The 12,411-nt window shown below is 72.4% G+C and carries 9 protein-coding genes; 4 read left to right on the forward strand and 5 right to left on the reverse strand.

Annotated features, from left to right (window positions below):
• The first annotated feature begins 125 nt into the window (after positions 1-125).
• The 3 genes from ACFYVJ_RS13725 to ACFYVJ_RS13735 all read left to right on the forward strand — a co-directional run bounded on the left by ACFYVJ_RS13725 (position 126) and on the right by ACFYVJ_RS13735 (position 6,395).
• Positions 126-674: an ATP-binding protein gene (locus tag ACFYVJ_RS13725; RefSeq protein WP_388890244.1), complete on the forward strand. Its 549-nt coding sequence runs from the start codon at positions 126-128 to the stop codon at positions 672-674.
• Positions 675-933: 259 nt separating this feature from the next.
• The gene (locus ACFYVJ_RS13730; RefSeq protein WP_388890440.1) at positions 934-4,722 is read left to right on the forward strand and encodes an ABC transporter ATP-binding protein; all 3,789 of its coding nucleotides are present in this window, start codon (positions 934-936) and stop codon (positions 4,720-4,722) included.
• A 254-nt stretch (positions 4,723-4,976) separates the two neighbouring features.
• A complete protein-coding gene (locus tag ACFYVJ_RS13735) occupies positions 4,977-6,395 on the forward strand; it encodes a S28 family serine protease (RefSeq protein WP_388890247.1) in 1,419 nt (472 codons plus the stop codon).
• A gap of 115 nt (positions 6,396-6,510) precedes the next feature.
• Here ACFYVJ_RS13735 and ACFYVJ_RS13740 read toward each other — a convergent pair whose 3' ends face one another.
• The gene (locus tag ACFYVJ_RS13740) at positions 6,511-7,416 is read right to left on the reverse strand and encodes a LysR family transcriptional regulator (protein WP_388890250.1); all 906 of its coding nucleotides are present in this window, start codon (positions 7,414-7,416) and stop codon (positions 6,511-6,513) included.
• Between the two features lie 89 nt (positions 7,417-7,505).
• Between ACFYVJ_RS13740 and ACFYVJ_RS13745 the strand changes: the two genes are divergently transcribed.
• Positions 7,506-8,462 carry an EamA family transporter gene (locus tag ACFYVJ_RS13745; protein ID WP_388890252.1) on the forward strand — a complete coding sequence of 319 codons (957 nt, stop codon included), beginning with the start codon at positions 7,506-7,508 and terminating at the stop codon, positions 8,460-8,462.
• Here ACFYVJ_RS13745 and ACFYVJ_RS13750 read toward each other — a convergent pair.
• The 4 genes from ACFYVJ_RS13750 to ACFYVJ_RS13765 all read right to left on the reverse strand — a co-directional run bounded on the left by ACFYVJ_RS13750 (position 8,434) and on the right by ACFYVJ_RS13765 (position 12,335).
• Positions 8,434-9,414: a hypothetical protein gene (locus ACFYVJ_RS13750; RefSeq protein ID WP_388890255.1), complete on the reverse strand. Its 981-nt coding sequence runs from the start codon at positions 9,412-9,414 to the stop codon at positions 8,434-8,436. The genes ACFYVJ_RS13745 and ACFYVJ_RS13750 overlap by 29 nt on opposite strands.
• The gene (locus ACFYVJ_RS13755) at positions 9,399-10,031 is read right to left on the reverse strand and encodes a hypothetical protein (RefSeq protein WP_388890258.1); all 633 of its coding nucleotides are present in this window, start codon (positions 10,029-10,031) and stop codon (positions 9,399-9,401) included. The genes ACFYVJ_RS13750 and ACFYVJ_RS13755 overlap by 16 nt, the downstream gene beginning before the upstream one ends.
• A 255-nt stretch (positions 10,032-10,286) precedes the next feature.
• Positions 10,287-11,084 carry a sugar phosphate isomerase/epimerase family protein gene (locus tag ACFYVJ_RS13760; protein ID WP_388890261.1) on the reverse strand — a complete coding sequence of 266 codons (798 nt, stop codon included), beginning with the start codon at positions 11,082-11,084 and terminating at the stop codon, positions 10,287-10,289.
• Between the two features lie 330 nt (positions 11,085-11,414).
• Positions 11,415-12,335, reverse strand: a complete 921-nt coding sequence (locus tag ACFYVJ_RS13765; protein ID WP_388890263.1) for a GNAT family N-acetyltransferase — start codon at positions 12,333-12,335, stop codon at positions 11,415-11,417.
• Between the last annotated feature and the right edge of the window lie 76 nt (positions 12,336-12,411).

Consider the following 12,411-nt stretch of genomic DNA (forward strand, 5'->3'; position numbering starts at 1 on the left):
CCAATGTACGTGCACCTGTTCTTGCGAATGAAATTGCATCCGTACTTGCAGCGGCAAGTGCACATCGATCACTATGGCATCGCAACCTGTTTCATCAACGTGCACGTGAGACTGGGGAGTTGGAGATGACCGCACCGGCTGATGGGTGGGTGACCGCCTCCGAGTTCGCAGCGTGCACGCTCGAGGACGACCCCCGGTCGATATCGATCGCCCGCAACGTCGCCAGGGCGACGCTCCGCGGGTGGCAGTTGGAGGACCTGGTCGACGACGTCGCCTCGGTCGCCTCCGAGCTGGTGGCCAACGCGCTGCGGCACGGTCTCTGCGAACCGTCCTGGAGCCAGGCCCCCCACCCGGTCGTCCTCAGCCTGCTGCGCCGCGGCTCGGAGGTCGTGTGCGCCGTCTTCGACCCCGGGACCGGCGTCCCGCGGGTGTGCGTCGCCGACCCCTTCGCGGAGTCCGGCCGCGGGATGCAGATCGTGGAGTCCCTCAGCGACAGTTGGGGCTGGAGCGAGCCGGGCCCCTACGGCAAGGCCGTCTGGGCCCGCTTCTCCGAGGGCGGCAGAGCCGCGGCCCCGGCGGAGGAACACGGCGTCGAGCAGCCGCTCACCCGGTTACTCGTACTCGTCGAGGTGCTCACGGGCAGTAGCCCGCCCCAGTTGCAGGCAGTGGCCTGACCTGCGCCCGAGCGTCCGCGGCCGGCCGCGGGCAACATTCCGTACGCACCCGAGAAACAAAATCCGGCGCCCGTAGGTTGTGGATCCTGGACCAGGACCATCGACACTGAGGCGGAGGCGGCCGGTGGCGGAACCATCGGGGAAGATCCCTGCGGCACGGACCCCATCGGACGAGACCCCCTCGAAGGGGAAGACAGCCGGGCGGAAGCCTTCGCGGAACGCACCCGAGGGCTGGGCCCGGCGGCTCCTCCGGCACTGTCTGCGCTATCGCCGCAACGTTCTGCTCTCCCTCGGCGCCTCCCTCGCCGGGATGGGCATCATGGCCCTCGTCCCGCTCATCCCCAAGCTGATCATCGACGACGTGATCGTCTCCGGCGACCGGCCGCTCGCGCCCCTGGCCGCCCTCATGGTCCTCGCCGCACTCGCCGTCTACGGCCTCACCTATGTCCGCCGTTACTACGGCGGCCGGCTCGCCCTCGACGTGCAGCACGACCTGCGCACCGAGATGTACGACGCGATCGTCCGGCTCGACGGCCGCCGCCAGGACGAGCTGTCCACCGGCCAGGTCGTCGGCCGCGGCACCACCGACCTGCAGCTCGTCCAGGGCCTGCTCTTCATGGTCCCGATGATGATCGGCAACGTGCTGCTCTTCGCGGTCTCCCTGGTCGTCATGATCGTGCTGTCCCCGACGCTCACCCTCGTCGCCCTCGGCGTCGCCCCCGCCCTGTGGTGGATAGCCAACCGCAGCCGCACCCGCCTCTTCCCCGCCACCTGGTACGCCCAGCAGCAGGCCGGCACCGTCGCCTCCGTGGTGGACGGCGCCGTCGGCGGCGTCCGCGTCGTCAAGGGCTTCGGCCAGGAGCGGCAGGAGACCGGCAAGCTCCGCGCCATCAGCCGGAAGCTCTACGCGGCCCGGCTGCGCACCGTCCGCATGAACGCCCGCTACACCCCCGCCCTCCAGGCCGTGCCCTCCCTCGGCCAGGTCGGGATGCTCGCGCTCGGCGGCTGGATGGCCACCCGCGGGCAGATCACCCTCGGCACCTTCGTCGCCTTCTCGACCTATCTCGCGCAGCTCGTCGGCCCGGTCCGGATGCTCGCGATGATGCTCACCGTCGGGCAGCAGGCCCGCGCGGGCGTGGAGCGGGTCTACGAGCTGATCGACACCGAGCCGGAGCTGTCCGACGGGCCCGATGCCCACGAGCTGCCGGCCGACGCCCCCGCCGATGTCGAGTTCGACGCCGTCACCTTCGGCTACGACCCCGACCACCCGGTACTCGACCGGCTGACGCTGCGCGTCGAGCCCGGCGAGACGATGGCCGTCGTCGGCGCCTCCGGCAGTGGCAAGTCGACGCTGTCGATGCTGATACCCCGCTACTACGACGTCGCACAGGGCGGCGGCGCCGTGCGCATCGGCGGCCACGACGTCCGCGACCTCACGCTGCCCTCGCTGCGGGCGGCCATCGGGCTCGTGCCCGAGAACAGCTTCCTCTTCTCCGAGTCCATCCGGGACAACATCGCCTACGGCAAGCCCGACGCCACCGACGAGGAGATCCGCGCCGCCGCCCGCGCCGCGCAGGCCGACGGCTTCATCACTGCGCTGGGCAACGGCGCCGCCGCTGCCCCTGACGACGATGCCGCCGCCGATGCCGCCGCGGACGGCGACCGGGGCACCGGCCTTCCCGAGGGCTACCACACCGTCGTCGGCGAGCAGGGCATGACCCTCTCCGGCGGCCAGCGCCAGCGCATCGCGCTGGCCCGCGCCATCCTCACCGACCCCCGGCTGCTCCTCCTGGACGACGCCACCTCCGCGGTCGACGCCCGCGTCGAGCACGAGATCCACGAGGCGCTCCGCAGCGTCATGGCCGGCCGCACCACCCTGCTCATCGCCCACCGCCAGTCCACCCTGGCGCTCGCCGACCGCATCGCCGTCCTCGACGGCGGCCGGCTGGCCGACGTCGGCACCCACGAGGAGCTGCAGGCCCGCTGCCCGCTCTACCGGCGGCTGCTGACCGACCCGGACGAGCTGGCGGACCGCGAGCGCGACCCCGCGGGACAGGTCACCGCCGACACCCACGCCTGCGTCGACGGGGTCACCCCCGACCTGTGGGTGCGCAAGGAGACCGGTGAGAAGAGCGCCGAAGGGGGCGGCAACTCCACGGCCTCCGCCGGCGACCCCTCCGGCTTCGCCGGCATGCTCGCCGGCTCGCCGGGCAGCCCCGAACTGCTCGCCAAGGTCGCCGCCCTGCCGCCCGCCACCGAGACCCCCGACGTGGACGAGGACCAGGCCGAAGCACCGGAGGTCTCGTACGGCCTGCGCCGGCTGCTGCGCGGCTTCGGCGGGCCGCTCGCCATCGCCCTGCTCTTCGTCGCCGGCGACGCGGTCGCCGGGCTGCTGCTCCCCGTCCTCATCCGGCACGGCATCGACGACGGCGTCCAGAAACTGTCCCTCGGCGCCGTGTGGACGGCCGCCGGCCTCGCGCTCGCCGTCGTGCTCGGCCAGTGGGCCGCCCAGGTCGGCGCCACCCGGCTCACCGGCCGCACCGGCGAGCGGGTGCTCTACGCCCTGCGGGTCAAGATCTTCGCCCAGCTCCAGCGGCTCGGGCTCGACTACTACGAGCGCCATCTGACCGGCAAGATCATGACCCGGATGACCACGGACGTGGACGCCCTGTCCACCTTCCTGCAGACCGGCCTGGTCACCGCCGTCGTCTCGCTGCTGACGTTCTTCGGCATCCTGGTCGCGCTGCTGGTCATCGATCTCCAGCTCGCCCTGATCGTCTTCGCCACGCTGCCGCCGCTGATCGTCGGCACGTTCTTCTTCCGGCGGCAGAGCGTCAAGGCGTACGAGCTGGCGCGCGAGCGGGTCAGCGTCGTCAACGGCGACCTCCAGGAGTCGGTCGCCGGACTGCGCATCGTGCAGGCGTTCCGGCGCGAGGACGGCGGCGCCGCCCGGTTCGCCGAGCGCAGCGACGGCTACCGCCAGGCTCGCGTACGCGGCCAGTGGCTCATCTCCGTCTACTTCCCGTTCGTGCAGCTCCTCGCCTCCTTCGCCACCGTCGGCGTGCTGTGGGCAGGCTCCGACCGGGTGGCCGCGGGGACTCTCACCGCGGGCGCGCTCGTCGCGTACCTGCTGTACATCGATCTGTTCTTCGCCCCCGTGCAGCAGCTCTCCCAGGTCTTCGACGGCTACCAGCAGGCGGCCGTCGCGCTCGGCCGCATCCAGGAACTGCTGCACGAGAAGCCGTCCACGCCGCTGCCCGCGAAGCCGCGGCCGGTCGGGCAACTCAGCGGTGAGATCACCTTCGACGACGTGCACTTCGCGTACGGCGGGCAGACCGAGGGTGCCGCCGAGGCGGCGCTGACCGGGCTCGACCTGACGATCCCGGCCGGGCAGACCGTCGCGTTCGTCGGCGAGACCGGCGCCGGCAAGTCGACCCTGGTCAAGCTCGCCGCCCGGTTCTACGACCCGACCCGCGGCGCCGTCCGCGTCGACGGCACGGACGTACGCGAGCTCGACCTCACCGGCTACCGCCACCGCCTCGGCGTCGTCCCCCAGGAGTCCTACCTCTTCTCCGGCACCGTGCGCGACGCCATCGCCTACGGCCGCCCCGACGCCTCCGACGCCGAGGTCGAGGCCGCCGCGCGGGCCGTCGGCGCGCACGACATGATCGCCTCGCTGCCCGGCGGCTACCTCCACGACGTCGCCGAGCGGGGCCGCAACCTCTCCGCGGGCCAGTGCCAGCTCATCGCCCTGGCCCGCGCCGAGCTGGTCGACCCCGACATCCTGCTCCTCGACGAGGCCACCGCCGCGCTCGACCTCGCCACCGAGGCCGCGGTCAACAGCGCCACGGACCGCCTCGCCGGCCGCCGCACCACCCTCGTCGTCGCCCACCGCCTGACGACGGCGGCGCGCGCCGACCGCGTCGTGGTCCTCGACCACGGGCGCGTAGCCGAGGACGGGACGCACGAGGAACTGCTCGCCCGCGGCGGCCGGTACGCGGAACTGTGGCGGACCTACGCGGGCTCGGTGGAACCCGCGGCGGCGTAGCCGGAGCCGGTGGAGACGGCGGAGCCGGTGTCGCAGCCGGCGAAACCGCCGGCGCGGCTCTCGGCATCCCCCCGGGCGGTTCTGTACCATCGCTCGGCCCCCTGCCTTCCCCGTCCCCGATCCCTCATTCCGCTACTCAGAGTAATCGGGGCAGCGCAATGCGTGGAAAGTTATCCACAGGGGGCTCGGCGTTCTTCTCCGGCGTGGCCAACGCGGCTAGGTTCCGAGGGTCATTGTGAACCCGGGGAGGGAAGATGCGCAGGAAGCTCGGATGGCTGCTGAGTCTGGCCGTGCTCACCGGCACGGTGGGGCTGGGCAGTTCGCCGGTCGGTGCCGCCACCGCGGACGAGGCCGACATCAAGGACCGGCTCCTCTCGATCAAGGGCATGAGCCTGATCGAGGAGAAGCCGGTCGACGGCTACCGCTACTTCGTTCTGAACTACACGCAGCCCGTGGACCACCGGAAGCCGCACGGTCAGACCTTCCAGCAGCGGATCACCGTGCTGCACAAGGACACCGACCGGCCCACCGTCTTCTCCACCGGCGGCTACAACGTGTCCACGACGCCGTCGCGCAGCGAGCCCACGCAGATTGTCGACGGCAACCAGGTCTCGATGGAGTACCGGTTCTTCACCCCGTCCCGGCCCGACCCCGCGGACTGGAAGAAGCTCGACATCTGGCAGGCCGCCAGCGACCAGCACCGCATCTTCGGGGCGCTGAACGACATCTACGACGAGAACTGGCTGGCCACCGGAGGCAGCAAGGGCGGCATGACCGCCACGTACTACGAGCGCTTCTACCCGCGCGACATGGACGGCGTCGTGGCCTACGTCGCGCCGAACGACGTGGTGAACCAGGAGGATTCGGCCTATGACCGGTTCTTCGAACAGGTCGGGACCAAGGAGTGCCGCGACGCGCTCAACGCCGTGCAGCGCGAGGCGCTGGTGCGGCGGGACGCGCTGTCGGAGAAGTACGCGGCGTGGGCCGCGGAGTCGGGCGCGACGTTCACCACGATCGGCAGCCTGGACAAGGCGTTCGAGGCGACCGTCCTCGACCTCGTGTGGGGCTTCTGGCAGTACAGCTCGGCCGCCGACTGCGCCGACGTGCCGGACGCCGCCACCGTCTCCGACCAGGAGCTGTACGACTACGTCGACGCCATCGCCGGCTGGTCCTTCTACACCGACCAGGGGCTCGCGCCGTACACGCCGTACTACTACCAGGCGGGCACCGAGCTGGGCGCGCCCACCATCCAGTTGCCGCACCTGAAGGACCTGAGCCGCTACGGCTACCAGCCGCCGCGGAACTTCGTCCCGCGCGACATCGACATGCGCTTCAAGCCGTCGGTCATGAACGACGTCGACAAGTGGGTGCGCAAGAACGCCGACCGGATGCTCTTCGTCTACGGCGAGAACGACCCATGGGGCGCCGAGCCGTTCCGCCTCGGGAAGGGCGCGCACGACTCGTACGTCTACACCGCGCCCGGCGCCAACCACGGCGCCCGGGTCAGCCAGCTCCCGGAGGCGCAGCGCGCCAGGGCCACCGAGCGGATCCTCGACTGGGCCGGTGTCGAGGCCGAGGCCGGCACCACCAAGGCGAAGCCGCTGGCCGCGTACGACAGCGGGCTGGACAAGGTGACGAAGAAGGAGCTGCGGGAGCAGTCGCTCCGGCCCTGACCCCGGGCCGCTGAGCCGCACGTAGCCGCGCCCGCGGGTGTCACCGCCCGCGGGCGCGGCCGCGCGGCCGGCGTGTGGGAGCGTGCAGGCGTACGGGCCACGCGTCCCCGTACCGTCAGCCGACCCGTTCCTTCCACTCCCGCTGCAGCAGCCGCACCGCCTCCCGGATCGCCGGCCGGCGCGCGGCGCCCGTACGCCACAGCGCGTACACCCGCCGCACCGGCACCGGCTCCAGCGGCACCGCGACCACACCCTCAGGCAGCGGACCGCGGCCCAGCCGCGGCACCAGCGCGATGCCCAGACCGGCCGCGACCAGCGCGAGCTGCGAGGCGTACTCGGCGACCTGGTAGGCGAGATCCGGCTCGTGGCCGGAGGTGCGCAGGGTGCGTACGAGCCAGTCGTGGCACGTCGAGCCCGGCGGCTGGCAGATCCAGCGCTCGCCCACGAGATCCGCCCGGACGAGCGCTTCGCGCTCGGCGAAGGGGTGGCCGGCCGGCACGCAGATATCGCACAGGTCGTCGCCGATGGGCGCCAGCTCCATGCCCTCGGGGGTGGGCAGCGGGGCGCTGTCCCAGTCGTGGGCGACGGCGAGGTCGGCCACCCCGCGGGTGACCAGGCCGGGGGAGAGGTGCGGGTCGGCCTCCAGCATGCGGGTGTCGAGCGCCGGGTGCTCCGCGGAGAGCGCGGCGAGGGCCGCGGGCAGCAGCCCGCGCGCGGCGGTCGCGAAGCAGGCCACCGTCAGCCGGCCCATGGGCCGGCCGCGGCGCTCCTCCAGCGAGGTCTCGGCCTCCTCGACGATGGCGAGCAACTGCTCCGCCGTGGCGGCGAGGTGCTGGGCGGCGTCGGTGAGCGTCACCCCGCGCCCGCGGCGCTCCAGCAGGGGCGTACGGGTCTCGCGCTCCAGCTTGGCGATCTGCTGGGAGACGGCGGACGGGGTGTAGCCGAGGGCGGCCGCGGCGGAGCCGACGGAGCCGTGGACGGCGACGGCGTGCAGCGCCCGCAGCCGGGACAGATCGAGCATGGCCACTCCCCAGATTTCAGCGTTACTACATCCAATCATGAAGTAATACGTGCTGGTGCTTCACGGTCGTCGGGCCCGATCCTGGGTGCATGCGTCCGCTGCACATCGCACTCGCCGTCCTCGTCGCCTTCTTCTGGGGGCTGAACTTCGTCGTCATCGAAGTGGGCCTCGACCACTTCCCGCCGCTGCTGTTCACCGCGCTGCGCTTCCTGGTGGCGGCGCTGCCCGCGGTGTTCCTCGTCGGCCGGCCGCAGGTCGCGTTCAAGTGGATCCTGGCGGTCGGGCTGGTGCTGGGGGTGGCGAAGTTCGGGCTGCTGTTCGTCGGCATGGAGCAGGGGATGCCGCCGGGGCTGTCGTCGCTGGTGCTCCAGATCCAGGCGGTGTTCACGGCGTGCATCGCGGCGGTGGTGCTGGGGGAGCGGCCGGGGCGGGTGCGGCTGGTGGGCATGGGCGTGGCGCTGTGCGGGGTGGCGCTGGCCGCGGTGGACGAGGGCGGCTCCGGGCCGCTGGGGGCGTTCGCGATCGTGCTGGCGGCGGCGTTCTGCTGGGGCATCTCGAACGTGATCATGCGCAAGGCCGCGCCGCCGGACGGGCTGCGCTTCATGGTGTGGGTGTCCTGCGTGCCCGTGCTGCCGCTGCTCGCGCTTTCGCTGGTGTTCGAGGGGCCGGAGCGGGACTGGGAGGCGCTGAAGTCCCTGGACTGGGCGGGCGCCGGCGCGGTCGTCTACATCGCGTGGATCGTCACGATATTCGGCTTCGGGGTGTGGGGGTACCTGCTGCGTACGTACGACGCCTCGACGGTGGCGCCGTTCTCGCTGCTGGTGCCGGTCGCGGGGATGTCCTCGGCGGCGCTGTTCCTGGGCGAGGAGATCACGGGGCTGCGCTGGGCGGCGGCGCTGCTGCTGGTCGGCGGGGTGGCGGTGACGTCGCTGAGCGGCCTGCGGGGCGGCCGGAAAGCCGGCCCGCGGGACGGTGCCGTACCGCACCGCCCCGCCGTACCGGCGCACTCGGGCGGCGCTAGCGCACCACCGTCTGGATCTCCTTGACGGTCACCGGGATCTCGGTGGTGGACCGGCCGTCGGGGAAGTCCTCGTGCACGGGCGTCCCGTCCGGGCTCTCGGTCGGGTTCCAGTTGACGTTCCAGGTGAGCGAGGCTTCCAGCTCGTACGTCCCGTCGCCGGAGGACTTGCGGTACATGATGTTGCAGCCGGCGTCCTCGGTGTCCACGGCGAAGCCGCCGCCCTTGCGCACGAGGTCGTACTCGCAGACGTTCGGATCCGCGTACTCCGTGCCGGCCTCCAGCCGCAGCCGCTGCGGCGTGGCGACGGTGGTGGCGGCGATCCGGCCCATGCCCGGCGGGTCGATGAAGGCGGTGACCCAGACGCGCTGCAACTCTGCCGGGTCGAGCACGGCGAGGGTCTCCAGGTTCACCACCTGGCGGTCGGCGTTGGGCTTCAGATCCACCGGCGGGGCGGGCAGTTCGGTCTCGTTGTACGCGAGGGCCGCCAGGGTCTCCGGGTCGATCACCGTGGTGTTCGGCTCCGCGGGCTCCTCGGGGCCGACGAACATGAACGACTTCGTCGCCGGGCAGGCTTCGGCCGTCACCCCGTCGTCCTGGTAGACGAGCTGCCACCACAGCCCTTCCTTGTCCTTGCGGAGGTCGAAGGTGCTGTCGTCGGTGACGAGTTCGGAGATGGACGCGGTGGCGTGGTGCTCGGCGTTGAAGTTCTCGTGGACGTAGTCGTCCATCTGGTCCGGCGTGTAGCGCGGCTCGTACCAGCACACCGGCGGCGACCAACTGCCGCCGATCGGCGTCATGGGCGAGGTCTCGCCGGAGCCCGGGCTGCTGTGGTGGAAGTCCACCCGGGAGCCGATCTGGTCGCTGCTGCCCTGGCCCGTCCCGTCGCCCGCCGCCGCGGGCCCGGCCGCCGCGAGGGCGAGGGCCGCGCCGGCTATGGACACGGCCGCCGTACGCCGGGTGCTCAGGAGGTTCCGCACTGCGCTGCTCCCTGTTCGTCGGACTCGTGGACCATCTGCCAGAGGCCGTCCGCCGTCTTGCGCATCGTCGAGACGTGCCGGATGAAGTCGTCGGCGCTCGGCTCGGTCTTCAGCACCTTGCCGGAGTCGGCGATCTTCGCGTACGAGTGCGTCTGGTCCTCGCAGTACACGACGGACGCCACGTCGCCCTTCTGCGAGGTGACTTCGCGGTCGTAGTAGCGCACCGTGCCGGAGACCGTCTTGCCGTCCTGGACGAACTCGTCGATGCCCGCGCGCCAGCCCAGCAGGGCGTCGCCGCCGAGGTACTGCTCCAGGAGGTCCAGGCGCGGGTCCTGCTTCGCGTAGCCGAGGCGGATCGACTGCACGGCGTAGCCGTGGTCGCGCAGGATCGCGTCCTCGGCGGCGTCGCCCGTCGGTTCGCTCTCCACCTCGACCTCGACGTCGTCGGGGAAGTCGAACTCCGGTGCGTCGGCGCCGCCGTCCGCGGCCGGGGACGGTGAGGCGGACGAGGATTCCTCCGACTCCGTCCCCGTTTCCTTCGCGCCCGTGATCCGGTCCGGCTTGTCGTCCGACGACCCGCACGCCGTCAGCAGCGTGATCGCCGCGACCAGTGCCACGGCACTTGCCGGTGCGCAGAGCTTCATGACGGATCGAACCCCCGTTTCCCCGTGTGCATGTGCAAGTCGCGCCTCAGCGTAGGCAGCGGCGCAAGGATCAGGCCAGTCGGCCCCTTGGTTTCACAACCGTCCTGTGACACAAGGCCGTCGGAGCCGCCCGGCTTGGATATCCGTGCCGAGGTGGGGAGTTGCGTGGTCACCCGCGGTTGCGGGCCGCCCGCCGGTGCCCGGCGCGCGCCGGGGAGGGCCGCGTATTCAGGCCACGTCGGCCAGCAGCCGGAGCAGATGCTCGCGGCCTCCGGCCAGCAGCGGCGCGAGCTCCCGGGCCTCGGGGAACCAGCGCTTCTCGTACTCCCAGCACAGCCAGCCGTCCCAGCCCGCCTCCGTGAGCACCGCCAGGCACTCCGCCAGCGGCACGGTCCCCTCGCCCAGCGCCAGCGGCGCCAGCTCCTCCCGCGACGCCGCGTCCTTGACCTGCACATAGCCGAGGTACGGCGAGAGGGCCGCGAACGACTCCTGCGGCTCCTCGCCGCCGAGCCAGGTGAGCATGACGTCCCACAGCGCGCCGGTGCTTTTGTGCCCGACGCGGTCCAGGACGCGGGCGACGTCCGCGCCGGTGCGGTGCGAGTCGTGCGTCTCCAGCAGTACGCGCACGCCGAGGTCCGCGGCGTACGGGGCCACGGCGGCGAGCCGGCGCGCGGCGGTGGGGTCCGCCTCCACGGCCGGCTGGTCCCCGCCGCGCGGGAAGACCCGGACGTGGGCGGCGCCCAAGTCCCGGGCGAGCGCCAGCAACTCGCGCATCTCGGTGACCACCGGCTCGTCTTCCCCGGCCGCGGCGACGCCCGCGTAGCTCGCCAGCGTCAGGATCTCCACCCCGGCCGCGGCGAACTCCTCGACCACGTCGGCCCGCTCCCCGATCCCGAGCCCGGTGTGCACCGGCTCCTCGGGGTGGCACCGCAGCTCCACGCCCTGGTAGCCGCCGTCGCGGGCGAGCCGGGCGACCTCGGCGACGGGGAGCTGAGGCAGGCCGAGGGTGGAGAAGGCGAGTCGCATGCCGTGAGTCGATCAGACCCCACCGCACCTGGCAACCCCGCGGCCACCTCACCGGGAGCCCCCGTCGGCACCCTGGTCGCACGCCGGGCCGCGCGCGCCCGCACCCCGCCGTTACGCGCCCCACCCCCGGGCGTTCCCCCGCCCGGCGGAAGCACCCTCGCCGCGCCCTCGCCGGCCCCCCGCGGCACGCCCTCGCTGACCTCCTCCGGCGCCCCCTTCGCCTTCACCCCTGGAGCCGGACGGCCGCGCGCGCCCCGCCCCGATCCGCCCCGCCCGACCGGACCGGCCTTCATCGCCGCCGCGCCCGCGGCGGCCATCCGGCCGAATCCGTCAGAGCGTCAGCCTCCAGTCCTGGCCCACCAGGTCCGCCCCGTAGCTGTGGTGCGGCTTCTCCGCCACCAGCTCGAACCCCGCCCGCTCGTAGACGCGGCGGGCGGACTCCAGCACCGAGTTCGTCCACAGCACCAGCTCGCGGTATCCCGCCTCACGGGCGAAGCGGACGCACTCGTCGACCAGCCGCGCCCCCAGCCGGTGCCCCCGCACCTCCGGGTCCACCAGCAGCAGCCGCAGCCGCGCCGTCCGCGGGGCGTCGTCCCGTACGCACATGACCGTGCCGACCGGGCGGCCGCCCAGGTCCGCTATCCAGGTGCGCTCGCACGACGGGTCCCGCTGCGCGGCATGGTCCGCGACGATCCGGGCCACCAGCGCCTCGAAGTCCGCGTCCCACCCGTACTCCTGCGCGTACAGCTCGCCGTGGCGCTTGACGATCCAGCCCAGCTCGCCGGGGCCCGGCTCGCGCAGCTCGGCCTCCTCGACCTGGCTCGGCACGGCCGATTCCGACAGCAGCTCCCGCACCGTGCTCATCGCGGCCGCCAGCCGGGCGCGCCGTTCGAGCGGGACCTGCGCCAGCAGCGTCCCCACCTGCTCGCGCGAGCGCTCCTCCAGCAGATGCGCCGCTTCCCGCCCGCGCGGCGTCAGCTCCACCCGCTGCCGCCGTGCGTCGGCGGCCGACGGCCCGCGCGTGATCAGGCCGTCCTTCTCGAACTTGCCGAGCAGCCTGCTGAGATACCCCGCGTCCAGCGTGAGCGCCCCGCGCAGGTCCGCGGCGTCGGCCTGCCGGGCATAGCTCAGCTCGTAGAGCACGCGGGCCTCGGTGAGCGTGTACGGCGTGTGGAGCTGGCGGCTGTAATCGAGGGCGCCGATCAGATTCGTATAGAAGCGGTTGAACGAGCGGATGTCCTCGATGGTCACGGAACCCACCTCCTGGCGCGCACTTATCTTTGACTGAGTCAAAGATACCCTCATGTGCCGGCGCTGTGCAGAGTTA

The sequence above is a fragment of the Streptomyces sp. NPDC004134 genome, from assembly GCF_042874195.1.
Classification (GTDB): domain Bacteria; phylum Actinomycetota; class Actinomycetes; order Streptomycetales; family Streptomycetaceae; genus Streptomyces.